Source organism: Gluconobacter sp. Gdi, assembly GCF_014132155.1.
Lineage (GTDB): Bacteria > Pseudomonadota > Alphaproteobacteria > Acetobacterales > Acetobacteraceae > Gluconobacter.
In genome coordinates, this window is record NZ_BLJQ01000004.1 from 18048 (window position 1) to 40650 (window position 22603).

Below are 22603 nucleotides of genomic sequence, written 5' to 3' on the forward strand. Positions count from 1 at the left end.
TGATCGTTGCTGTCCACACTCGACCGCTGGTTTCATATTTCCGCCCGCGGCTCCACCGTTCCGCGTGAGATCATCGCTGGCCTGACGGTTTTCGGGGCCATGGCCTATATCGTTGCTGTCAATCCAGCCATTCTCTCTACGGCGGGCCTCGATCGCCACGACATGGTTATGACCACGATCGCAGGTGCGGTCGCTGGCACATTGCTGATGGCTCTTTGGGCGAAACTGCCCATCGCCTTAGCCCCAGCCATGAGCAGCAACGTTTTGTTCGCGCAGGTTGTCGTTCAGCAGGCCCATGTGAACCCACGGACCGCCTTTACGGTCGTGCTTTTCAGCGGCCTATGCTTCACAGCGCTTTCCCTCAGTCAGATACGCCAGCGTATTATCCGCGGGTTTCCGCCTTCAATTGTGCTAGGCATTCAAGTCGCGCTGGGTGCCTTCATCGCACGCATCGGCCTCACCACCAGTGGCATTGCTGTCCCGACCGCTCAAGGGCTGACGTTCGGTTCTCTGAGTGATCCGTCCGTTATTCTCAGCCTAGCTGGCGTGCTTCTCTGTGCCGTTCTCGTGGTTCTGAGAGTACCCGCCGGGCTTCTTCTGGCGATTCTGACACTGACTGTGGCAGGCCTGTTCATTCATACCGATAAGGGCGCAATCACGACCCTGCCCACGCATATGGTGGACTGGCCGCATTATCCCACCAATCTGTTTCTTCCTTTTGATTTTGCAGGTTTTTTCTCCCACCTCGGCCTTCTCGTTCCCATCACGCTCTACTTCCTCATCAGTGACTTCTTTGATGCGACAGCAACGATGATGAGTGTTGCCCATCGTGCAGGTCTGGATGGAACGCCCGAGAAACCGGCACTGGATCATCGTGCTTTTGCATCTGACGGCGCAGCCAGCATCATTGGGGCCAGCCTCGGGACGTGTACGGTTTCGGCCTATGTCGAAAGCCTTGCAGGTGTCGAAGCTGGAGGCCGAACCGGCCTGAGCGCACTGATCGTCGCCCTGCTTTTCGCAGCTTCCTCCATTTTCTGGCCACTGATTACCGCTATCCCGGCCATCGCGACGGCGCCCGTTCTCGTCTTGGTCGGCCTCAATATGCTTGGCAGCCTCCACCGCGTGGCATCCAACCCGTCCGATGCTATTCCGCCCCTCACGATGCTGCTCATCGCCGGGATCACCGGAAACTTCATGCTCAGCCTGTCCTGCGGCTTGCTGCTTTATACGGGATTGGCCCTCGCATTGCGGGACTTCAAACGCCTTACGCCAATTGTGCTCGGCCTCGATGCTGCGTTTCTTTTTTATATGGTTCTGCAAAGTCACATGGGCGGCTAACAAACTTTGACCGCTCAGTTTTAAGCCTTTCTTAAGGGGAGATAGAACACTATCTCCCCATGAACGCAGCCCCACACGTCTTCATTGCGACACCCTGCTTTGGTGGAACAGTCACCCAAGCATACATGCAGTCCATTATTAGCTGCATGAGTGAAGCACCTTCTCACAATATTCGCCTGACGCTTTCGACACTAGGAAGCGACGCCTTGATTACACGGGCACGCAATACGCTTCTTCACCAGTTCATAACCCAAACCGATGCCACACACCTGTTATTTGCAGACAGTGACATTGGTTTTTCGTTTGCAGATATTCAAGCACTTCTAAACGCCGACAAGCCGGTTATCGGCGGAGCCTACCCGCTCAAATCTCACTACTGGGACCATAATACCCAGCGGTTCATGGGCAAAGGCGAACCCCCGGAGAGCGCCAGCCTACGCTATGTTGGCGACTGCTCTGCGCTGTATGACACTTCACCGCCAGCCGAAATTGCTTCCGTTTCTTACATCGGAACTGGCTTCATGCTGCTGACACGCGCCACAATCAGCCAGATGATGAGCGCCTATCCTGAGACCGAATACGAGCGCATCGATGCTCAACAAAGTGGCCATCTCACCGATCATTCGGTCCCACAGAAGCCTTTTGCCTTGTTTGACTGCATGATTGACCCGGAGACGAGGACATATCTTTCCGAAGACTTCGCGTTTTGTCGTCGATGGCTCAAAATCGGCGGAAGCGTCTGGCTTCATCGGGGACTGCGCCTGTCCCATACTGGTCCTGCGACGTTCCAGGGCAATCCCCAAAACAGGCTTTTCGCGCTTCGTTAAATACCCATAAAAATCAGATTAAATAATTGGCATATTCAGCTACGCCACTATTCGGTCATAATATACCGATCTAAGGTAAACCTGCGATGTCGGGAGCGTGATGCATACAGGTCCCCGGCATCGCTCTCGCTTTAAGCCTGAACAGCTCTCCTGAAATAATCGACATTGGCCATAGGGTCTGCCGCGCCGAGCGGGGTGTTGTAATGCACCTTGTGATACCGGCTTAAGGCAAACGGATCCTGTGCAGCAGGCAGGGCTTCCCGAACACGGTAAAACCGGATTCGCGCCATCGCACAGGCATATCGTAAATTACTGACCATCTGCGCAGTGCGTGGCAGATCATGAGCCAGCATGTTTTCCAGAATGACAGCATATGGCTGCCCAACCGGGAAACGTAGAAAGTTAGCCCAACAATCGTCGTGGGTTGCAGGTTCCATTTGCCACAGCCCCAGCGCTGGCCCTCCCCCAATCTGCTTTACGTAGGCTCCTCTGCTCTCAGCCAGTGCCGTGCCCGTCAGGAGATTAACAGCCGCTCTCCCGCCAAGTCCCAGTGCGGCAAGAGTTGGCTCCACCACCAGATGCTTGAGTTGTCCGACATCAAGACCTTCCATGACTCGTCCCCTCAACGCGTGCTGAGAGACAGAGCGAAATGCACCATCCCAGTTCCGAGGATGGATGTTGCCAGCGTCACTATCGCCGTCAGAACAGCCCGACCACCGATCAGACGGTCCAGCTTTCCATTCACAATCCTGTTACCATTATCGACTTTGGTCTCCAGGGATTTCATCTGATCCCGCAGAGAACTGATTTCCTGCCGCATCTCCGTACGCAGTTGTTCGTACCGATCTGACAACCCCCCAGCGACTGTTTCCAGTCGAAGAACACGGTCTTCCAAAATACGGATCGTGTAAGCCCGATGCTCATTTCCCTCGGAAGACGGCGACCTTTCAGAGATCTGTTTTTCCATGTGTTCCTCAAAAACAAAAAAAGCGCCCCGAAGGACGCTTTGTGGCATTGAGCCACAGTTATAGAAAAACCACGCTATTTCGGCAATGGAAAATCCGTTACTTGGCCCACGGCACGGCGCAGGGCATAACAGATGTCATGACGATACCTCCGACGGAGACCCTGCTGGACCTGCGCGGTCTTGCCTGCCCCATGCCCGTTCTCAAGGCGAACCGCGCCCTGCGTGACATGGCGCCCGGAACACGCCTCCGTATTCTGGCGACGGATCGCGCTTCAGTGGCGGATTTCCAGTCTTATTGCCGCGAAACAGGCCATGCGATGGTGGCATTCACGGAGAGCGCTGGCGTTCTTTCATTTGTCATCCGCAGGCGTGCAGAAACGCAACCCTCCTGAGGAAACTCCCCCGTTCCCAAGCACAGGGCTGGCAAAACCTGTCATCTGGCTGTAATCCCTCGCTACCTTGTTTCCCAAAGCGTGTCTTGAGGCTTTCCATGCCCGAACCCATTGATGCCATGTCTTTCGAAGATGCCCTCTCCGAGCTGGAGCGGATCGTCCGTGGCCTTGAAGGCGGACAGATGAAGCTTGAAGACGCCATTTCTGCCTATGAACGCGGTGCAGCCCTACGCAAGCACTGCGATGCAAAGCTGGGAGAGGCCGAGATGCGTGTGCGCGCCATTGTCCAGAACGATGACGGCAGCACAGGCACAGAGCCTCTTGCCGATACCGGAGAGACCGGCCGATGAGTGCCACCACGTCCACCTCCCTCAAGGAGGCTCTCGCCCACGCCTGCACGGACATCGAAGCAACAATCGACGCCCTGCTCCCGATGGTGCCGGGTGACGAATCCATTCTTCTTGAAGCCATGCGCTACGCTGCCCTCGGTGGCGGAAAGCGTCTTCGTGGCTTTCTGGCCGTAGAAGTTGCGTCTCTATTTGGTGCAGACCGCAGGGCTGCGCTGCGCGTTGCGGCGTCAGTCGAACTACTTCACGCATATTCTCTTGTGCATGATGATCTCCCGTCCATGGATGACGATGATCTCCGCCGTGGGCGTCCCTCTACGCACCGTCAGTTTGACGAAGCCATTGCCATTCTTGCCGGCGACGCTCTTCAGACGCGTGCTTTCGAGATCCTTCTTGAGGATGAAACGTCTTCCGACGCCACCATCCGCTCCAACCTTGCGCTCGCCCTGGCTCGTGCCTCAGGCGCAGCGGGAATGGTTGGTGGCCAGGTCATCGATATCCGTGGAGAAGGCCGTGCCCTTCCTCTGGATGAAGTCCGCCGTCTTCACGCCCTGAAAACAGGAGCCCTGATCCGCTATGCAGCCGAATCAGGAGCAATTCTGGCGGGTGTGACCGATGATCGACGGGACGCCATTGTCTCGTACGGCCAGAATCTTGGAACAGCCTTTCAGGTTGCGGACGACGTTCTAGACACGACCGCAAGCGCCGAGGAACTCGGCAAAACTGCTGGCAAGGATGAAGCCAGCGGCAAATCAACCTATGTCTCCCTGCTTGGCATTGACGGAGCCCGCGCCGAGGCCCGCCGCCTGAGCGATCAGGCCCGGGAGGCCCTTTCATCTTTCGGCGCACAGGCCGCAGCCCTCAGGGCCCTTGCAGACTACGTCGTCGAGCGCAGGAACTGATTTCATGAGCAACCCGTCTTCCACGATTCCCACATACGGTCGCTATCCGGTTCTGGACCGCGTGACCCTGCCGTCAGATATGCGGAATCTTTCCGTCGATCAGCTCAAGCAGCTTGCCGACGAACTGCGCTCCGAAACGGTTGACGCCGTTTCCACCACTGGCGGCCACCTTGGCGCCTCTCTTGGTGTCGTCGAACTGACCGTTGCGCTACACGCCGTATTCAATACGCCGGATGACCGTATCATCTGGGATGTTGGCCATCAGGCTTACCCACACAAGATCCTGACAGGCCGTCGTGATCGGATCCGCACCCTGCGTCAGCCGGAAGGCCTGTCCGGCTTCACCCGTCGCGCGGAAAGCGAATACGACCCGTTCGGTGCCGCTCATTCGTCCACGTCCATTTCTGCCGGTCTTGGTATGGCCGTCGCCCATCACCTGCGTGCGGAAGAAGATCCGAGCTACCATGAGCGCAACGTGATTGCGGTCATTGGTGACGGCTCCATTTCCGCTGGCATGGCCTACGAAGCCATGAACAACGCCGCTGTTGCAGGTCCGGGCGCGAACCGCCTGATCGTGGTGCTGAACGACAATGAAATGTCGATTGCACCACCAGTTGGTTCGATGTCGAACTACCTGTCCCGCCTGATGTCTTCGCGCCAGTTCTTCGGTCTGCGTGACTTGGCTGGCAAGGTTGCCAAGCGCCTGCCCGGCAAGATCGAGCGGACGGCCAAGCGCGCTGAAGAATATGCCCGTGGCATGATCACAGGCGGCACGCTGTTTGAAGAGCTCGGTTTCTACTATGTCGGCCCCGTTGACGGCCATGACATGAACCAGCTTGTCCCCATCCTGCGCAACCTGCGCGATGCGGACGATCAAGGCCCGATCCTGCTCCACATCATCACGGAAAAAGGCCGCGGTTATAAGCCTGCCGAGGCTGCTGGCGACAAATATCACGCTGTCAGCAAATTCAATGTCGTGACAGGCGAGCAGAAGAAGGCTCCGGCTGGACCGCCGAGCTACACGTCGATTTTCAGCCGCGAACTCCTGCGTCGCGCGAAAACAGACGACAAGCTCGTAACCATCACTGCAGCAATGCCTTCCGGTACAGGTCTTACAGCTTTCGCCAAAGCCTATCCGGACCGCTTCTTTGACGTCGGCATTGCCGAACAGCACGCCGTCACCTTTGCGGCAGGCATTGCGTCCGAAGGCCTGCGTCCGTTCTGCGCAATTTACTCGACGTTCCTTCAGCGCGCCTATGATCAGGTCGTGCACGACGTGGCGCTTCAGAACCTTCCAGTCCGCTTCGCCATCGACCGCGCTGGTCTGGTCGGTGCCGATGGCGCGACGCATGCCGGGTCTTTCGACCTGAACTATCTGTGCTGTCTGCCAAACATGGTCGTGATGGCACCGTCAGACGAAATCGAGCTGCTGCATGCTACGGCAACGGCTTGCGAATACGACGCTGGCCCGATTGCTTTCCGTTACCCCCGTGGCAGCGGCATCGGCCTCGACCTTCCGGAAAAGGGCGAAGTGCAGGAAATCGGCAAGGGCCGCATCGTTCGCGAAGCGCGTCAGGCACCTGGCGCCCGCGCAGGTGTCGCCATTCTGTCGCTCGGTACGCGTTTGCACGAATCTCTGCGCGCAGCGGACCAGCTGGCCGCTCAGGGCGTTCCGGTCACGGTAGCAGATGCCCGCTTCGCCAAACCGATCGACACGAAGCTCGTTGATGATCTGGTCAGCCAGCATGAAGTCCTCATCACCCTTGAAGAAGGTGCGATTGGCGGCTTCAGCAGCCTTGTTGTGCAGTACCTTGCAGAAACCGGTCTGCTGGATACGGTGAAATTCCGTCCGCTGGCTCTTCCAGACAGGTACATCGATCACAATGCCCCTGACGTTCAGTATGACGAAGCTGGCCTGACAGCTCCGCATATCGTGCGCACGGCAGCAGCCGCACTGGGCGTCGAAGTCGTCCAGCAGTCTGCCTGAGACATGGCCAAACGCCGCGCAGACCAGCTCCTCGTTGATCGGGGGCTGGTTGACAGCCGAACTCGTGCCCAGTCCCTCATTATGGCAGGTCTTGCCTATACGGGGGATCGGCGCATCGCCAAGGCTGGAGACCAGCTTCCAGAGGATGCCCCCCTGTCCCTCAAAGGACAGGATCATCCCTGGGTGTCTCGCGGCGGCCTAAAACTCATTCACGGCATTGAGCATTTCGGGCTAGACCCCAAAGGCCGTATTGCCATCGATGTCGGTGCCTCAACGGGCGGATTTACGGATGTCCTTCTCACGCACGGCGCGACGAAAGTTTATGCCGTTGATGTCGGGCACGGTCAGCTGGCTTGGAAAATCCGCTCTGATGAACGCGTCGTCGTCATGGAAAAGACGAACGCGCGCGCTCTGACAGCGGAACAGATTCCTGAACGCGCAGGCATCGTCGTTTGCGACGCCAGCTTTATCAGCCTTAAAACCGTGCTGGCCGCCGCGCTTAAGCTAACATCCCCGGATGCCTGGGCAATCGCTCTGATCAAGCCGCAATTTGAAGCCGGGCGAAACGAAGTCGGCGCAAAGGGCGTGGTACGGGACCCCGCCGTTCACGAACGTGTCTGTGCCGAAATCCGTGACTGGCTCTCGGCCACTCCAGGGTGGGAAGTTCTGGGAGTCGAAGCCAGCCCCATTACTGGCCCCGAAGGCAATCGGGAGTTTCTCATTGCCGCTCGTCGCAATGGCCCGCTGGAAGATCCAGACCTCGCCTAAACGTTTCAAGGCGACGTTTGAAAACACCTGCGTCGCCTCGAGCATGGGCCAACACTAATGCTCCCTGAATGCCACTAACGATTTCCTCAGACAGATCAACAGCGTCGCTTGTCGAACGCCCCAGCCGCTGGAGCGCCTGAGACAGACTTTCCTGCCAGCGCAGAAAATAGTTTCTAATCTGCATAGCAAACGATGTGTCTACGCTCAGGGCCAGCAACCCCATCAGACAGATTCTCTGGCCTGACCTAAAGTACTGCTCAGTACCTTCGAACATCGCTGTCAGGCCGACCTTGGGGTCTTCTTCCGTTTCCAGAGGACTAAAAATTTCAGCATCGAACCACTGCTGGATATGCTCCAGGACTTCAGCAGCCATCTGCTTCTTCCCTTCCGGAAAGAAATTGTAGAGGCTGCCTTTTCCCAGCCCAGTCGCAGCTGTGAAGCGACTGAGAGACGCCCCTTCGTACCCATACTGACGAAATACCTCAGCGATATTTTGCAAGATAGCAGTACGGCTACGGCCGCCTGATCCCGTCATAGCCCCAAATCACTCAATCCAGGATGTCCCTCAGGTCGAACCTTGCCTTCCCAGTGGAACAGGCGTTGAGCGTCCTTGATTGGCACATCATTGATGCTGGCATGCCGCTCTGCCATGAGGCCTGCCTCGTCAAAACCCCAGTTTTCATTCCCGTGCGATCGACACCACTGGCCCTGCCCATCTCGCCACTCATAAACAAAGCGGACGGCGATCCGGTTCTCGTGAAATGCCCAAAGCTCCTTAATCAGCCGATACTCACGCTCTCTCTCCCATTTTCTCGTCAGGAATTCCTTAATTTCAGACCGCCCGTGAACAAACTGATCCCGGTTGCGCCAACGACTGTCGGCCGTATAGGCCAGCGCAACCGTCTCCGGATCTTGACGGTTCCAGGCATCTTCAGCCGCTCGAACTTTCTGAATAGCGGTGTCCCGCGTGAATGGGGGCACAGGCGGACGCGTTTGCATGTCGTACCTTTCAGAACCATAGAAGAAACCATATTTTGTACTGAACGGTACAAAGAGTCCAATCTTTCTTGCCCCACCTCACTTTCCCTTGGAAATCTGCGCCCTCCCCGTGCTATGGCTCCGCCGCCATGATCGCTTTGAAACATCCCGACACCCTCCCCCGTATCAATTCCATCGCTTCAGATGATCTGAATGAGGCGGAGCGCGAACGCATTCGCGCAAAGTCCGCCCTGTTCGCCCCACCTGAGGCACGATTGGAAGACGGACGGCGTGATCTGGTCGGAATGTCACGCGAAGAGCTGGCAACCCTGATGACGGAAATTGGCGAAAAGCCTTTCCGCGCAAAACAGATCTGGCACTGGATCTACCATCAGGGAGCCACCGATTTTTCGAAGATGAGCACAATCGCCAAACCCCTTCAGGCGAAACTTGCAGACCACTTCATCGTCGGCCGCCCGACGACAACGACCGAACAGACGTCGGTGGATGCAACGCGGAAATTTCTTTTCCGCTTCCGCGACGGTCAGGAAGCTGAAACAGTTTATATTCCTGACCGTAAGGAAGACCGTGGCGCTGTCTGCATCTCTTCACAGGTCGGATGTACGCTCTCCTGCACGTTCTGCCACACAGGGACGCAAAAGCTCGTCCGCAACCTTGGCCCAGCAGAAATTGTCGGCCAGTTCATGGCGGCACGAGACAGCTACAAGGAGTGGCCTAGCCCAAGCGCGGACATGCCACGCTTTCTCTCAACCATCGTTCTGATGGGAATGGGCGAACCGCTCTACAATTACGATAACGTCGCCAAAGCCATGCGCATCGTGATGGATGGAGAAGGCATTGCCCTCTCCCGACGACGCATCACGCTGTCTACGTCAGGCGTCGTGCCCATGATGGATCGCTGCGGTGAAGAACTGGGCGTAGGCCTCGCCATTTCCCTGCATGCGGTCACGAACGAGCTGCGCGATCAGATCGTCCCTCTGAACCGCAAGTACCCGATCGAGGAATTGATGGCGGCCTGCAAGCGTTATCCTGCAGCGTCCAATTCCCGCCGCATCACCTTCGAATACATCATGCTGCGCGGCGTGAATGATAGCGAAGCCGATGCGAGGGAGCTGGTCCGCCTGATCAAGGACCTGCCGGCGAAAGTGAACCTTATTCCTTTCAATCCTTGGCCAGGATCAGAGTTCCGTCCCTCCACAAAAGAGCAACTCGCAAAGTTCGCAAAGATCGTGATGGATGCAGGATTTGCCGCCCCGATCCGTACACCACGTGGCCAGGACATTCTTGCAGCCTGCGGACAGCTCAAAACCGAAAGCGAGCGTCAGCGCAAAAGCGTCTGACGCCCGGTTTCCCTCACGGACGCGGGATGCTAGAAACGCCTTCCGAACGAACACCATTAAGGACCACGCAGTTATGAGCGCCCATCAGGACGTCAAGAAAGTCGTTCTCGCCTATTCCGGCGGGCTGGACACTTCGGTCATCCTTCGATGGCTCCAGAAGACCTATAACTGCGAGGTCGTGACCTTTACGGCTGACCTTGGTCAGGGCGAAGAGCTGGAGCCGGCCCGCAAGAAGGCCGAGATGTTCGGCGTGAAGGAAATCTTCGTCGAGGATCTGCGCGAGACCTTCGTGAAGGACTATGTCTTCCCGATGTTCCGCGCGAACACGGTTTATGAAGGCCAGTACCTCCTCGGTACGTCCATCGCCCGTCCGCTGATCGCCAAGCGTCAGATCGAAATCGCCGAAGCTGTTGGTGCAGATGCTGTTGCCCACGGCGCAACCGGCAAGGGCAACGATCAGGTCCGTTTCGAACTTGGCTACTATGCGCTGAAGCCGGACGTGAAAGTCATTTCCCCATGGCGCGAATGGGAACTGACATCCCGCACGAAGCTGCTGGAATTCGCTGAAGAAAACCAGATCCCCGTTACGAAAGACAAACGCGGCGAAGCCCCCTTCTCCGTTGACGCCAACCTTCTGCACTCCTCTTCCGAAGGCAAGCTGCTCGAAGATCCGGCTGTCGCGCCTGACGAAATCGTTTTCCAGCGCACCATCTCCCCGGAAGCCGCGCCGGACAAGGCTACGGAAATCAGCATCGACTTCGTGAATGGTGACCCGGTTGCCATCAACGGCGTTGCGATGACCCCGGCAACACTGCTGACGCGCCTGAACGAGCTGGGCCGCGACAACGGCATCGGCCGTCTGGACATCGTGGAAAACCGCTTTGTGGGTATGAAGTCCCGCGGCATCTACGAAACGCCAGGTGGCACGATCCTGCTGGCTGCTCATCGTTCCATCGAGAGCATCACGCTGGACCGCGAAGCTGCCCATCTCAAGGACAGCATCATGCCGCGCTATGCGGAGCTGATCTATAACGGTTTCTGGTTCTCCCCAGAGCGCCGGATGCTTCAGGCTCTGATTGATGCCAGCCAGCATTCCGTCAACGGCCGTGTCCGCATGAAACTCTATAAGGGCAATGTCGTTTGCGTCGGACGCGAAAGCCCGAACAGCCTGTATGATACCCGCGTCGTGACATTTGAAGATGACGAGGGGGCGTATAACCAGCAGGACGCACAGGGCTTTATCAAGCTCAATGCCCTGCGCCTGCGTCTGGGTGGTCAGATTGGCCGCCGCGGCGGCGCACTCTAAGTACAAACCAGTAGCGGGGGACCATGACCAGCCTGTTTCGCCTTACATCAGCCTTGACCCTTTGCGGCGCACTCCTTGCAGGATGCGCCGGACACAAGGAAGACGCGCCAGAACTGACGCCCGAACAGTTCATGGCGAAAATCCAGGCGGAACCGGGTGTCAAAACCCTCCCGGACGGACTGAGCTACAAGGTTTTGAAGTCCGGCCCCAAAGATGGTGAAAGTCCGCATCGTGGCTCCACCATCATGGTGATCTATGAAGGACGCCTGCCAGACGGCGGAATTTTTGACAGCTCTGATCAGCATGGCAGCGGTGCCTATATGGAAATGCCGCTGGATGGCCTGGTTGATGGCTGGCTCGAAGCTCTACCAATGATGCACGTTGGCGATGAATGGATGCTCTATCTTCCAGCCAAGCTAGGCTACGGGAAGCGCTCCATGGGCATCATTCCGCCCAACAGCCCACTCATCTTCAAGCTCCAGCTTCTGGGCGTCAATAACGGACAGCAGTAAGTCCTGCTGCTTCATTTAAGCCCTGTCAGAGAGGCCTCAAGGCCCCTCTGGCAGGCACCAATGCTCATTGCACCGCGCCTCATACAGCTCCTGATCTCCCGTTTCGAGAAGATGCCCAGTTTCATGTGTCTTGGCAGTCCACTGGGCCGGCTGATTGCAGACATGGCACCGAGCTTCCAGGTGAATAATTTCATCGGCGAACTGCATGAGCCTCGATACAATTTCAAACGGCTCCTGACGATAATCGCTATCCAGGCCACCAACAGTGACAGTTGCTCCGCGCAATCGAGCAGACTGCAACTCTGAAACGATATCTCCCTCGTAATGAGGTGAGACCATAAACTGCACTTCATCCAGAACAATGTGTGAATAGTTCTCGGAATGAGACGGCCAGCGCCGCACGGAACGCGCTGCGAAATGTGAGCCATCCCGACTGACCAGTTCTGCACCGTCACGCGTATCGAATCCCGGCTTCAGTGCCAGAACGCGTTCATGCGCAGACGCAGCCTTGATTAGATGCGAGGATTTTCCTGCAAACATTGGCCCCACATACAGTACCAGACGTCCCTTGCCGCTCATGCTTTCTCCTTCTGATGCGCCCATGAGCCCTATCGGGACGGTTTTGCCAAGAGCCACCCTTGCTGAACGCACCATGAAAATGCGACAAACCTTCTGTGATCAGATTAGACCCAGCAATCCGGCTTCCCCTGTTTATTGCCATTTTCATGGCAATTGTCTTTGTGGTTGGCCATGCCTGGGAAAATCGTGAACAGGCACCTCGAGAATATTCGAACGAGTGCAGTATCTGCCATCATGGTGGCCATGGGCAGGTGCGAGCCGTTGCTCCAATCTTCGGTCGGGTTGGGCATATTGCCCTGACTCCGGAAGGCCATCGCTACATTATCCACGTGCTGCTGAACGGTCTTGACGGACCGATCACAGCGGGTGGCGCTCCTTACAACAGTTCCATGCCATCATTCCATCGCCTTTCGGATGATGAAATTGCACGGATCCTGACATTTGTTGGAGGAAAAGAAATGGCCGCAGGGGGCCCAACATTCACGGCTGCTGAGATCGCTGAAGAGCGCAAACATCCGCTGTCACCTCAGGAAGTGCTGCTTGAACGCCAGAAACTGGAACAGCAGTCCCCTCTCCCATGAAACGGATCGCTTTTCTTGGTTGTCTCGCACTTGCCTGCTGCGGGAAGAAACCGGCTGGCCAAGCCGTTTATGGGCCCAACTGCGGTATCTGCCACCATGGCGGAAGTGGAATGCCGGGTGAGACACCCCCCCTGGTGGGGCGTGTGGATTTCATCGCCCAAACACCTGAAGGTCGCCACTATCTCGCAAATGTTCTTCTGAACGGCCTTCGCGGCGGTTTCACCACGCAGGGCTATCGCTATAACTATTCCATGCCCGCATATCGTGATCGCCTCACGGACCAGCAGATTTCTGATACTCTGAACTGGCTGATTGCACGCGGCAATATCAAGCCTTCCCCCACCATTACGCCAGCCGAGGTCGCCAGTGCACGTGCACAGCAGGGTGATCCGGCAGCGAGTTACCAAGAACGCCAGCTCCTGGAGCAGAAGCAGCCGCTTCCCTGAGAGCATGACCTTTCCCCAAAGCTGAAGACAGATCCATCATGCAGCGTGTATTTTCCGGCATTCAGCCAACTGGCATTCCTCATCTGGGTAACTACCTGGGTGCACTCCGCAACTGGGCGGCCATGCAGGCAGACCATGATTGTGTCTTCTGCCTCGTGGACATGCACTCGATCACGATGCCCTGGAATCCGGAAGACCTGCGTCGTCAGACGCTGGGTTCAGCAGCCTGCCTTCTGGCAACCGGCATTGAACCGACACGCCTCTACAACCAATCCGCCGTCAGCGCTCATGCGCGACTGGGATGGATTTTCAATTGTGTTTCCCGCCTCGGCTGGTTGAACCGGATGACACAGTTCAAAGACAAGGCTGGCAAGAACCGCGAGAACCACTCAGCGGGCCTCTATGTCTATCCCAACCTCATGGCCGCAGACATTCTGGCGTTCCACGCGACCCGCGTCCCCGTCGGTGACGATCAGAAGCAGCATATTGAGTTGGCCAATGACATCGCCCAGAAGTTCAACCATGATATGGATACGGAGTTCTTTCCGCAGATCGAGGCCTTTATTCCTCCAGCGGCAGCCCGCGTGATGAGCCTGCGCGACGGTACGAAGAAAATGTCCAAGTCGGACCCCTCCGAGCAGAGCCGCATTGTCCTGACAGACACCCCGGACGAAATCGCTCTGAAGATTCGCCGCGCCAAGACAGATTCCGACGCGCTACCAAGCGACGTTGAGGGGCTGGGAGACCGTGCAGAAGCCCGCAATCTGGTAGCTATTTACGCGGCCATGTCAGACGAGACGATGTCTGACGTTCTGGCGCGTTTCGGTGGACAGGGCTTTGGCCCGTTCAAAAACGCTCTGGCCGATCTGCTCGTGGAAAAACTTGGGCCAGTTGCCACCGAGACAGCCCGCCTGATGCAGAACGAAGATCACATTATCTCCGTCCTGCGCGCTGGCGCCGACCGGGCCCGTGAAATTTCCGAGCCAATCGTGCAGGAAGCAGAACGCTTGGTCGGTTTTATTCGCTGATTTTTTTCTTCTTGGACGAGCGGGACACCGGCTCGTCCAGAAGATCCATAATTTCCGCAGCCGCTGCATCCGCAGGCGTACCCACAGCAGGAGAGAGCTTTTCCAGCACCTCTTCAAATGCCATCTGCTGCTTCTTTGCCGCTGCCGGATCATCAAGCAGCTTTGAGACCATATCCGCCAGCTTTTCAGGCGTGCAGTTCTCCTGCAACATTTCCGGCACGACTTCACGTCCTGCCAGCAGATTGACCATGGCCACGTATGGCACCTTGATCATCCGACGCGCCATCATCGCCGTTAGCGGATTCACCCGATACGTCACCACCATCGGCACATTGCCCATGGCAAGCTCAAGCGTGGACGTCCCCGACTTTGTCAGAGCGCACTGAGCCGCTGCAAACGCATCGTGTTTATCATGAATATCAGTCACGATATGCGGCTGTACGGGCCATTTACGAATAAGGTTGCGCACGGTCGGCGCAATGACTGGAGCAACCGGTATCACCGGGCAGATGTCCGGATGCGTCTTGCGCACAATGTCCAGCATCTTGCGAAAAACTGGCAACAGCTTCGGAACTTCAGAGCGTCGGCTTCCTGGCATCAAAATCAGGACGGGTGCCGTTTCAGGAATATTATGCCGCGTCCGAAAGCGTGCAGCGTTTCCCTGTCTTACACCCGACTGCAACACTGGATGACCGACGAACCGCGCTTCCAGTCCTCTCTGCGCAAACCATTCCGGCTCAAACGGTAAAAGGCAGAGTAACCGATCCCACAGCCCAGGGAATTCCTTGACGCGATTTTCGCGCCAGGCCCAGACCTGCGGTGCAACGTAATGAACGCGCTTGAAGCCGGAATTTTCAATTTTCTGAAGAAGTCGAAGTGCAAAACCCGGGCTGTCTATTGTGACAACCAAATCAGGCTTACGAAGCTCAATATCCTGAACAGCTTCCAGAAGCCGCTGCCGCAAATGTCTGACCCTCGGCAAGACTTCCACAAGCCCCATGACAGCCAGATCACTCATCGGGAACAGGCTATGCAGCCCAAGGGCTTCCATGCGGCCACCCCCGACTCCGGCAAACACCAGCGTCGGGTCCTGCGCATGAAGCGCCAGCATGAGACGTGCACCAATCACGTCTCCGCTGGCTTCCCCTGCCAGAATCCAAATCACGCGCCCATGCTGAGGCGTGGGAGCCCCCGGCTGAAAGGCCCTATTGCCCGGCTGATGCGCCAGTTCGGATTCTGGAAGAGAGTTCATCGGCGCAACGTAGCTCCTGTTGCCTTGAGAACCGCAGCTTCCACCGATTTGGAAAGCGCTTCAAGGCCGACATCCGTCAGACTTTCGGTCTGTGGCTGCAGGACAACCTCAACACCGAGAGAACGATGCCCTTCCGGCAGGCTACCACCTTCAAAGACGTCAAAGAGGCGAACATCCTGAATCAGGTTCCGGTCGGCCATACGAACGGCCTTGAGAACAGCCTGTGCTTCAACATCCGGCCCAGCAAGGAACGCGAAGTCACGACGCACTGGCTGTAGCGCTGAGAGCGCAGGAGGGGTCTTCTTTTTAGCCTTAGGCTGAGGGATACGATCCAGATACAGCTCGAACGCCACGACAGTCCCAGTCAGACCAAGCGCGCGTGCCGTGCGAGGATGCAGTTCACCAAAGCTACCCAGAACCAGCTTAGGACCCTGCCGTACCTGACCTGACCGACCCGGATGATAAAAGCCCGGAGCATCTGCCGTGACAGACAAAGAAGCTTCCGGAACACCAAGCGCGGTCAACGCGGCCGTCAGATCCGCCTTGGCGTCCCAGAGCGTTGCTTCCTGCGCAGCCTGACCGGGTTCACGAGCCGTCAATCCGCCTCGCAAGCCAGCAACACGCAGGTGCTGACCTTCGAAATCAAAACATGGACCGATTTCAAACAATGCACCTTCGCCAGAAAGCCCCAGACCACGCGCCAGATTACGGCCGAGTGCACGCGCCAGATTGACAAGCGGCGTCGGGCGCAACTGATCCAGATCCATGGCGATCGGGTTCAGCAAACGCTGCGTTTCGGGCACATCACCAAACAGAACTGCGTCTTCATGAGCAACGAAGGAGAAACCAACCGTTTCCATCATCCCACGTGCTGCACAGATACGGCGCATTAGCGCTGCACGCGCCTGAAGAGGCGTGACTGCCGGAGCCGCGACCATGGCCAACTGAGGGAGTGGCACAGCCGGCACAGCATCCAGCCCATAAAGACGCAGCACTTCCTCTATGAGGTCACATTCTGCTTCCATGCGCGGAACATTCGCTGCTGCCTTTGCGGCAACGTCCTCATCAAGTGTGACGGCCTGAGCCAGAACCTGACCGGACGCAACGTCATTCCTCCAGGAAGGAACGGCGAAAGTTGCCTCCTCGTCATTCCGCTCAACGACCTCGAAGCCGAGATGCTCCAGAGACCGCACCGCCTCATCCGCAGGAATAGTGACGCCACCCAACGTTGCCAGACGCTCAAAACGCAGCGTAGCCGTACGTTTCCAATTGGGGAGTTCGCCAGCTTCCGTGATTTCGCTCGGCTGACCACCACACAGGTCACGGATCATTGCTGTGGCCGCTTCGAGCCCGCTACGAACCAGCGCAGGATCAATGCCGCGCTCGAAACGCTGACGGGCATCCGTATGAATGGCGAGACGGCGGCCAGTCAGAGCAATCCGAACAGCATCGAACAACGCGGATTCAACAAACACGTCTGTCGTGTTCTCATCCACACCGCTCTGCTGACCACCCATGATGCCCGCAAGCGACTGCACACCAGCATCATCGACGATCACCATATCGTCCGTCCCCAGGACGTACTCATTGCCATCCAGCGCCGTGAAAGTCTCACGTGCCGCGTGGGTCACGGTCAGGGTGCTGCCAGAAAGTTTCGCAACATCAAAGACATGCAGAGGCCGACCGAGATCATATGTGAGGTAGTTCGTGACATCCACCAGAGCCGAAATCGGCTTCACGCCAACCGCCTGAAGACGGCGCTGCAGCCAACTCGGGCTTGGACCATTCTTCACGCCACGAATGACACGGCCTACCACGTACGGGCAGTCAGGATTTTCGGACTTCCACGAGATCGGTGATTCGAAATCACCCTCAAGAGCTTCCGTCAGCCATGGCTTGAGATGACCAATGCCAGCTGCAGCCAGATCACGCGCAATACCGCGAATGCTCAGCGCATCGCCACGGTTCGGTGTAATCGCGATTTCAATGACCGGGTCATCAAGCTCGGCGTAAGTCGCATAAGCCTCACCGATCGGAGCCGTTTCTGGCAGTTCGGCAATACCGTTGCTCTCCTCACCAAGACCCAGCTCACGCAGGGAACACAGCATACCTCCGCTTTCCTCACCGCGGATTTTGCCCTTCTTGATGGTGATATCCAGCCCCGGAACATACGTCCCCGGAGGCGCAAAAATCACATGGAGGCCAGTACGTGCATTCGGTGCACCGCATACGACCTGCAAATCTTCATAACCCGCACCAGCAGCGACGCGGCAAAGTTGAAGACGGTCCGCATCCGGATGGCGATGTGCTTCCAGAATTTTGGCCGTTCTAAAACCTGCCAGCTTCTCGGCGGGGTTTTCAACGCTCTCAACTTCAAGACCGATGCCGTTCAGACGGGCACAGATCTCTTCGCAAGACGCTGTAAAATCAAGATGTTCACGCAGCCAGGAGAGAGAGAACTTCATGTCACACGCCCTCCGTCAGCGTGGCGGGAGAGAAAGCGGAAAATCCGTAGTGACGCAGCCAGCGCAGGTCACTCTCATAGAACGACCGCAGATCCGGAATACCATTCTTGAGCATGGCCAGACGCTCAACGCCCATGCCAAACGCAAAGCCCTGCCACTCCGCCGGATCAAGCCCACAATTGGCCAGCACGCGCGGGTGCACCATGCCGGACCCCAGAACTTCCAGCCAATCGGACCCTCCGCCAATCTCGCCTGTCGCCTTGGACCAACCGATATCCACTTCCATGGAAGGCTCAGTAAATGGGAAATAAGATGCACGGAAACGCACCGGCAGATTAGGCTTGTCGAAGTAGACGCGCAGGAACTCGATCAGGCAGCCCTTGAGGTGCCCAAGAGTAATATTGCGATCAATGACCAGACCTTCGCACTGATGGAACATCGGCGAATGGGTTGCGTCATGATCGGCACGATACGTGCGGCCGGGAGCAATGATGCGGATGGGTGGCTTCTGACCAATCATGGTCCGGATCTGAACGCCAGACGTCTGGGTCCGGAGAACACGCGGTTCATTGCTGCCTGATTTGGGCGGAAGATAAAAAGTATCGTGCTCGGTCCGTGCCGGATGGTGATCCGGCGTATTGAGTGCCGAGAAATTATGCCATTGGCTTTCGACATCAGGCCCTTCCGCGACGGAAAAACCCATGGCGCCAAAGATGGCTGTCATTTCTTCAATGGTGCGGCTGATCGGATGAATGGCACCTGTCACCACAGAAGGGGCAGGCATCGTGATGTCCACCCGTTCGGCTTTCAGGCGTGCTTGAAGCGCTTCCTCTTCAATCTCCCGACCGCGATCTTCGATCACCTTGGTCAATTCGTCCCGCAGGCGGTTTAAAGCCTGTCCGCGCAGTTTGCGCTCTTCGGGGTCGAGTTTGCCAAGCTGTTTGAGCAGCCCGGTGAGAGCGCCAGACTTGCCCAGCGTTCCAACGCGAACGGCATCCCATTGCGCGCGGTCCTGAGCAGCGCCCAGCGCAGCAAGAGTTTCATTCTTCAGCGTGTCGAGATCGTCAGCCATACCGCCCATCGCTTACAGTACAAATACAAAACGGGCCGCCCTGATAACAGGACGGCCCGCCAGTCACCAGCCCCCACACGTGGGGATCAGGTCTGAATAGCTCAGGCTGCGAGAGCGGCCTGTGCCTTCTTGACGATTTCTGCGAAAGCAGCTGCGTCGTCGAAAGCAATGGCAGCAAGAACCTTACGGTCGATCTCGATGCCAGCCTTGTCCAGGCCATTGATGAACTTGCTGTACGTCAGACCGTGCTCACGGACAGCAGCGTTGATACGCTGGATCCACAGAGCGCGGAAATCACGCTTCTTGTTGCGACGGTCGCGATACGCATAGCGCAGCGCCTTCTCAACGCGCTCGAGAGCAATACGGTAGTTCGTAGACGAACGGCCGCGGTAACCCTTGGCGAGATCGAGAACTTTCTTGTGACGGGCGTGCGTCGTTACGCCCCGCTTAACACGTGCCATGTACCTTAATCTCCCTTAGAGCCCGTAGGGCGCCCACTGCTTGATGGTCTTTGCGTCCATATCCGTCATGGTCTGAGGACCACGGTTGGTGCGCTTCATCTTCTGCGGGCGGTTGATAAGGCCGTGACGCTTGTTGCCTGGGCCGCACATTACCTTGCCGGTCGCGGTGATCTTGAACCGCTTCTTGACCGACGACTTCGTCTTCATCTTGGGCATTTCGGTCTCCCTCGCCGTAAACGATTGGTCCCACCGAAGCGGGACTCTGCACGGCCGGGCATGCCACTTATGGCCCGGACGCGTACACGGAGCGGCTGCCTTATCCCATCGAACTGATTCCGCCAAGGACTTTATTTTCTTTAGCGCGCAAGCAAAAGACGCCTCTTTGTTCAAGTCACGTCACTGTGATCTCACTCACAGTGACGTGAGCAACATGAACCATCTGACATCTTGATTCTTAAAGCGCTTCTATGTGTTTGTCCGAAGGTCAAGTGCTGCACCAAATAACAGCTCTAGGAACATCATGAGCACATCATCCCGGCCAGGGCTCTGGGCCCTGATCACGGCCGCGGTCTTCGCGCTTTGCGGCGCGATCCTCACCGTGGGAGGCGCATGGGCCGCTTCCCTCGGCGGCCCTCTGTATTATCTCCTTCTCGGCATCGCACTTCTTGCGACCGCCTTCCTCGCATGGCGCCGTAACCCGGCTGCCCTGTGGCTCTTTGCTGCTGTAGTGTTCGCGACGGTCGTATGGGAACTCTCCGTGGTCGGTCTCGACCTCTGGGCACTGGTTCCCCGCTCCGACATCGTGATCATTCTTGGCATCTGGCTGCTGATCCCGTTCGTGTCCCGTCAGATCGGTGGCACACGCGCATCTGTCCTTCCCCTGGCAGGCTCCGTCGGTCTCGCCGTACTGGTTCTTGCTGCCGGTCTTTTCACAGACCCGCACGACATCAGCGGCAACCTGCCAACAGAGCTGACCAACGCAGCACCGGTTGACGCAGATAACGTTCCAGATAGCGAGTGGCACGCCTATGGCCGCACGCAGGCTGGCGATCGCTGGTCTCCGCTGAAGCAGATCAACTCGTCCAACGTTCAGAACCTCAAGGTGGCATGGCACATCCACACCAAGGATCTGATGGGACCGAACGATCCAGGCGAAGCAACCAACGAAGTCACGCCGATTGAATTCGACAACACGCTGTATCTGTGCTCGCTGCACCAGAAGCTCTGGGCCGTTGATGCCGCAACGGGTCACGTCAAATGGAAGTTCGATCCACGCCTGCAGATCAACCCTGGCTTCCAGCATCTGACGTGCCGTGGTGTGAGCTTCCACCAGACGCCAGCCGATGCCACGGACAGCGATGGCAACCCTGCTCCGACCGATTGCGCCAAGCGTATCGTTCTGCCGGTCAACGATGGCCGCCTTGTCGAAGTCGATGCAGAAACCGGGCAGAAGTGCTCTGGCTTCGGCAACGATGGCGAACTGGATCTGCGCCTGCCGAACCAGCCTTACACCACGCCGGGCATGTATGAACCGACGTCTCCGCCGGTCATCACCGACAAGCTGATCATTGCCAACAGCGCCATCACCGATAACGGCTCCATCAAGCAGGCATCGGGCGCAACGCAGGCATTTGACGTTTATACCGGCAAGCGCGTGTGGGTGTTTGACGCATCCAACCCTGACCCGAACCAGATGCCAGACCCGGATCATCCGGTCTTCCATCCGAACTCTCCAAACTCCTGGATCGTGTCGTCCTACGACAAGAACCTGAACCTCGTTTACATCCCAATGGGCGTAGGTACGCCGGATCAGTGGGGCGGTTACCGCACCAAGGAATCCGAGCGCTTTGCTCCGGGTATCGTCGCGCTGAACGCAGAGACGGGTAAGCTGGCCTGGTATTACCAGACCGTTCACCATGACCTGTGGGACATGGACGCCCCGTCCCAGCCGAGCCTCGTAGACATCACGTCGAAAGACGGCACGATTGTTCCGTCCATCTACGTTCCGACAAAGACTGGCGACATTTTCGTTCTTGACCGTCGTACGGGCAAGGAAGTCGTCCCGGCTCCGGAAACACCTGTTCCTGGTGGCGCCGCACCGGGCGATCACACCAGCCCAACGCAGCCGATGTCTCAGCTGAGCCTACGTCCGAAGGCCCCCCTCTCCGATTCCGATATCTGGGGTGGCACGATCTTCGACCAGATGTTCTGCAGCATTTACTTCCACTCCCTTCGCTATGAAGGTCCGTTCACGCCGCCGTCACTCCAGGGATCTCTGATCTTCCCGGGCGACCTCGGCATGTTCGAATGGGGTGGTCTGGCTGTCGATCCGCAGCGTCAGGTGGCTTTTGCCAACCCTATCTCGCTGCCGTTCGTTTCCCGTCTGGTGCCCCGTGGTCCGGGTAACCCGCTATGGCCGGAACCGAACGCAAAGGGCTCTGGTGGCGAAACTGGTCTGCAGCCGAACTACGGCATCCCCTATGCTGTTGATCTGCATCCGTTCATGGACCCGGTCCTGCTGCCGCTTGGCATCAAGATGCCTTGCCGTACACCGCCTTGGGGTTATGTGGCCGGTATCGATCTGCGCACCAACAAGGTGGTCTGGCAGCATCGTAACGGTACGCTCCGTGACTCCATGCACGGCAGCTCCCTGCCCATTCCGCTGCCTCCGATCAAGATCGGCGTCCCGAGCCTCGGCGGCCCGCTCTCCACGGCTGGCAACGTTGGCTTCCTGACAGGCACGATGGACTACTACATCCGCGCCTACGACCTGACGACAGGCAAGACCCTGTGGCAGGATCGCCTCCCAGCTGGCGCGCAAGCCACGCCAATGACCTATGCGGTCAATGGAAAGCAGTTCGTTGTCACTTATGCTGGTGGCCACAACTCCTTCCCGACCGTTATGGGCGACGATCTGATTGCTTACAGCCTCGCTGATCAGAAGTGATCATTGAGTAAGCCATTGGTTATCGAGAAAAAGGGGTACCTTCGGGTGCCCCTTTTTTTGTCTTCAAGTCCCGGCAAAAGCTTTCTA

Annotated in this window: 24 protein-coding genes; 14 read left to right on the forward strand and 10 right to left on the reverse strand. The window is 57.4% G+C overall.

The window, feature by feature from the left end; genetic code table 11:
* The first annotated feature begins 6 nt into the window (after positions 1–6).
* Together JN414_RS09150 and JN414_RS09155 are read left to right on the forward strand one after the other, a co-directional pair.
* A complete protein-coding gene (locus tag JN414_RS09150) occupies positions 7–1338 on the forward strand; it encodes an NCS2 family permease (RefSeq protein WP_202207632.1) in 1332 nt (443 codons plus the stop codon).
* 59 nt (positions 1339–1397) lie between these two features.
* On the forward strand, positions 1398–2165 hold the full coding sequence (locus JN414_RS09155) for a hypothetical protein (protein WP_202207633.1): 768 nt from the start codon (positions 1398–1400) through the stop codon (positions 2163–2165).
* A gap of 131 nt (positions 2166–2296) precedes the next feature.
* Here JN414_RS09155 and JN414_RS09160 read toward each other — a convergent pair whose 3' ends face one another.
* Positions 2297–2776, reverse strand: a complete 480-nt coding sequence (locus JN414_RS09160) for a hypothetical protein (protein ID WP_202207634.1) — start codon at positions 2774–2776, stop codon at positions 2297–2299.
* An 11-nt stretch (positions 2777–2787) separates the two neighbouring features.
* On the reverse strand, positions 2788–3132 hold the full coding sequence (locus JN414_RS09165; protein ID WP_202207635.1) for a hypothetical protein: 345 nt from the start codon (positions 3130–3132) through the stop codon (positions 2788–2790).
* 137 nt (positions 3133–3269) lie between these two features.
* Here JN414_RS09165 and JN414_RS09170 point away from each other — a divergent pair, with 137 nt between their 5' ends.
* From JN414_RS09170 to JN414_RS09190, 5 genes are all read left to right on the forward strand, one after another.
* Entirely contained in the window at positions 3270–3524 is a 255-nt protein-coding gene (locus tag JN414_RS09170; protein WP_046902033.1) for a sulfurtransferase TusA family protein, read from the forward strand.
* A 98-nt stretch (positions 3525–3622) separates the two neighbouring features.
* Complete coding sequence (locus JN414_RS09175) at positions 3623–3874, forward strand: exodeoxyribonuclease VII small subunit (protein WP_046901294.1); 252 nt, start codon at positions 3623–3625, stop codon at positions 3872–3874.
* A complete protein-coding gene (locus JN414_RS09180) occupies positions 3871–4773 on the forward strand; it encodes a polyprenyl synthetase family protein (protein WP_202207636.1) in 903 nt (300 codons plus the stop codon). The genes JN414_RS09175 and JN414_RS09180 overlap by 4 nt, the downstream gene beginning before the upstream one ends.
* Positions 4774–4777: 4 nt before the next feature.
* Positions 4778–6760: a 1-deoxy-D-xylulose-5-phosphate synthase gene (dxs, locus tag JN414_RS09185; RefSeq protein ID WP_202207637.1), complete on the forward strand. Its 1983-nt coding sequence runs from the start codon at positions 4778–4780 to the stop codon at positions 6758–6760.
* 3 nt (positions 6761–6763) lie between these two features.
* Positions 6764–7528 (forward strand): TlyA family RNA methyltransferase, encoded by a 765-nt coding sequence (locus JN414_RS09190; RefSeq protein WP_202207638.1) that lies wholly within the window; start codon positions 6764–6766, stop codon positions 7526–7528.
* Here JN414_RS09190 and JN414_RS09195 read toward each other — a convergent pair.
* Both JN414_RS09195 and JN414_RS09200 read right to left on the reverse strand, forming a co-directional pair.
* Positions 7479–8063, reverse strand: coding sequence for a TetR/AcrR family transcriptional regulator (locus JN414_RS09195; RefSeq protein ID WP_202207639.1), 585 nt, complete (start codon positions 8061–8063; stop codon positions 7479–7481). The genes JN414_RS09190 and JN414_RS09195 overlap by 50 nt on opposite strands.
* Positions 8060–8527 (reverse strand): nuclear transport factor 2 family protein, encoded by a 468-nt coding sequence (locus tag JN414_RS09200; RefSeq protein ID WP_202207640.1) that lies wholly within the window; start codon positions 8525–8527, stop codon positions 8060–8062. The genes JN414_RS09195 and JN414_RS09200 overlap by 4 nt, the downstream gene beginning before the upstream one ends.
* A 128-nt stretch (positions 8528–8655) precedes the next feature.
* Between JN414_RS09200 and rlmN the strand changes: the two genes are divergently transcribed.
* From rlmN to JN414_RS09215, 3 genes are all read left to right on the forward strand, one after another.
* Positions 8656–9867, forward strand: coding sequence for a 23S rRNA (adenine(2503)-C(2))-methyltransferase RlmN (rlmN, locus tag JN414_RS09205; RefSeq protein WP_202207641.1), 1212 nt, complete (start codon positions 8656–8658; stop codon positions 9865–9867).
* 73 nt (positions 9868–9940) lie between these two features.
* Positions 9941–11173 (forward strand): argininosuccinate synthase, encoded by a 1233-nt coding sequence (locus tag JN414_RS09210; protein ID WP_046901287.1) that lies wholly within the window; start codon positions 9941–9943, stop codon positions 11171–11173.
* Between the two features lie 23 nt (positions 11174–11196).
* Positions 11197–11685, forward strand: coding sequence for an FKBP-type peptidyl-prolyl cis-trans isomerase (locus JN414_RS09215; protein ID WP_202207642.1), 489 nt, complete (start codon positions 11197–11199; stop codon positions 11683–11685).
* Between the two features lie 36 nt (positions 11686–11721).
* Here JN414_RS09215 and JN414_RS09220 read toward each other — a convergent pair whose 3' ends face one another.
* Positions 11722–12264, reverse strand: coding sequence for a thymidine kinase (locus JN414_RS09220; protein WP_202207643.1), 543 nt, complete (start codon positions 12262–12264; stop codon positions 11722–11724).
* A gap of 95 nt (positions 12265–12359) precedes the next feature.
* Here JN414_RS09220 and JN414_RS09225 point away from each other — a divergent pair, with 95 nt between their 5' ends.
* From JN414_RS09225 to trpS, 3 genes are read left to right on the forward strand one after another with little or no spacing between them, the layout of a single operon-like run.
* Entirely contained in the window at positions 12360–12845 is a 486-nt protein-coding gene (locus JN414_RS09225) for a cytochrome c (RefSeq protein ID WP_086633022.1), read from the forward strand.
* Positions 12842–13291 (forward strand): cytochrome c, encoded by a 450-nt coding sequence (locus tag JN414_RS09230; protein ID WP_202207644.1) that lies wholly within the window; start codon positions 12842–12844, stop codon positions 13289–13291. The genes JN414_RS09225 and JN414_RS09230 overlap by 4 nt, the downstream gene beginning before the upstream one ends.
* A gap of 38 nt (positions 13292–13329) precedes the next feature.
* Positions 13330–14319: a tryptophan--tRNA ligase gene (trpS, locus tag JN414_RS09235; protein ID WP_202207645.1), complete on the forward strand. Its 990-nt coding sequence runs from the start codon at positions 13330–13332 to the stop codon at positions 14317–14319.
* Here trpS and lpxB read toward each other — a convergent pair.
* From lpxB to rpmI, 5 genes are all read right to left on the reverse strand, one after another.
* Positions 14309–15571, reverse strand: a complete 1263-nt coding sequence (gene lpxB / locus JN414_RS09240; protein WP_202207646.1) for a lipid-A-disaccharide synthase — start codon at positions 15569–15571, stop codon at positions 14309–14311. The genes trpS and lpxB overlap by 11 nt on opposite strands.
* Entirely contained in the window at positions 15568–18036 is a 2469-nt protein-coding gene (gene pheT / locus JN414_RS09245; protein ID WP_202207647.1) for a phenylalanine--tRNA ligase subunit beta, read from the reverse strand. Before pheT ends, lpxB begins: the two co-directional genes overlap by 4 nt.
* Position 18037: 1 nt before the next feature.
* Positions 18038–19108 (reverse strand): phenylalanine--tRNA ligase subunit alpha, encoded by a 1071-nt coding sequence (gene pheS, locus JN414_RS09250; RefSeq protein WP_202207648.1) that lies wholly within the window; start codon positions 19106–19108, stop codon positions 18038–18040.
* Between the two features lie 101 nt (positions 19109–19209).
* The gene (gene rplT, locus JN414_RS09255; protein ID WP_007282845.1) at positions 19210–19569 is read right to left on the reverse strand and encodes a 50S ribosomal protein L20; all 360 of its coding nucleotides are present in this window, start codon (positions 19567–19569) and stop codon (positions 19210–19212) included.
* Positions 19570–19584: 15 nt separating this feature from the next.
* Entirely contained in the window at positions 19585–19785 is a 201-nt protein-coding gene (gene rpmI / locus JN414_RS09260) for a 50S ribosomal protein L35 (RefSeq protein WP_046901279.1), read from the reverse strand.
* A 304-nt stretch (positions 19786–20089) separates the two neighbouring features.
* Between rpmI and JN414_RS09265 the strand changes: the two genes are divergently transcribed.
* The gene (locus tag JN414_RS09265; RefSeq protein WP_202207649.1) at positions 20090–22516 is read left to right on the forward strand and encodes a glucose/quinate/shikimate family membrane-bound PQQ-dependent dehydrogenase; all 2427 of its coding nucleotides are present in this window, start codon (positions 20090–20092) and stop codon (positions 22514–22516) included.
* Positions 22517–22603: the final 87 nt, after the last annotated feature.

Bases quoted from the DNA above. Each gene is read 5' to 3' on its own strand.
- JN414_RS09155 (WP_202207633.1), top strand. From the start codon at position 1,398: ATGAACGCAGCCCCACACGTCTTCATTGCGACACCCTGCTTTGGTGGA.
- JN414_RS09160 (WP_202207634.1), bottom strand. From the start codon at position 2,776: ATGGAAGGTCTTGATGTCGGACAACTCAAGCATCTGGTGGTGGAGCCA.
- JN414_RS09165 (WP_202207635.1), bottom strand. From the start codon at position 3,132: ATGGAAAAACAGATCTCTGAAAGGTCGCCGTCTTCCGAGGGAAATGAG.
- JN414_RS09170 (WP_046902033.1), top strand. From the start codon at position 3,270: ATGACGATACCTCCGACGGAGACCCTGCTGGACCTGCGCGGTCTTGCC.
- JN414_RS09175 (WP_046901294.1), top strand. From the start codon at position 3,623: ATGCCCGAACCCATTGATGCCATGTCTTTCGAAGATGCCCTCTCCGAG.
- JN414_RS09180 (WP_202207636.1), top strand. From the start codon at position 3,871: ATGAGTGCCACCACGTCCACCTCCCTCAAGGAGGCTCTCGCCCACGCC.
- dxs (WP_202207637.1), top strand. From the start codon at position 4,778: ATGAGCAACCCGTCTTCCACGATTCCCACATACGGTCGCTATCCGGTT.
- JN414_RS09190 (WP_202207638.1), top strand. From the start codon at position 6,764: ATGGCCAAACGCCGCGCAGACCAGCTCCTCGTTGATCGGGGGCTGGTT.
- JN414_RS09195 (WP_202207639.1), bottom strand. From the start codon at position 8,063: ATGACGGGATCAGGCGGCCGTAGCCGTACTGCTATCTTGCAAAATATC.
- JN414_RS09200 (WP_202207640.1), bottom strand. From the start codon at position 8,527: ATGCAAACGCGTCCGCCTGTGCCCCCATTCACGCGGGACACCGCTATT.
- rlmN (WP_202207641.1), top strand. From the start codon at position 8,656: ATGATCGCTTTGAAACATCCCGACACCCTCCCCCGTATCAATTCCATC.
- JN414_RS09210 (WP_046901287.1), top strand. From the start codon at position 9,941: ATGAGCGCCCATCAGGACGTCAAGAAAGTCGTTCTCGCCTATTCCGGC.
- JN414_RS09215 (WP_202207642.1), top strand. From the start codon at position 11,197: ATGACCAGCCTGTTTCGCCTTACATCAGCCTTGACCCTTTGCGGCGCA.
- JN414_RS09220 (WP_202207643.1), bottom strand. From the start codon at position 12,264: ATGAGCGGCAAGGGACGTCTGGTACTGTATGTGGGGCCAATGTTTGCA.
- JN414_RS09230 (WP_202207644.1), top strand. From the start codon at position 12,842: ATGAAACGGATCGCTTTTCTTGGTTGTCTCGCACTTGCCTGCTGCGGG.
- trpS (WP_202207645.1), top strand. From the start codon at position 13,330: ATGCAGCGTGTATTTTCCGGCATTCAGCCAACTGGCATTCCTCATCTG.
- lpxB (WP_202207646.1), bottom strand. From the start codon at position 15,571: ATGAACTCTCTTCCAGAATCCGAACTGGCGCATCAGCCGGGCAATAGG.
- pheT (WP_202207647.1), bottom strand. From the start codon at position 18,036: ATGAAGTTCTCTCTCTCCTGGCTGCGTGAACATCTTGATTTTACAGCG.
- pheS (WP_202207648.1), bottom strand. From the start codon at position 19,108: ATGGCTGACGATCTCGACACGCTGAAGAATGAAACTCTTGCTGCGCTG.
- rplT (WP_007282845.1), bottom strand. From the start codon at position 19,569: ATGGCACGTGTTAAGCGGGGCGTAACGACGCACGCCCGTCACAAGAAA.
- rpmI (WP_046901279.1), bottom strand. From the start codon at position 19,785: ATGCCCAAGATGAAGACGAAGTCGTCGGTCAAGAAGCGGTTCAAGATC.
- JN414_RS09265 (WP_202207649.1), top strand. From the start codon at position 20,090: ATGAGCACATCATCCCGGCCAGGGCTCTGGGCCCTGATCACGGCCGCG.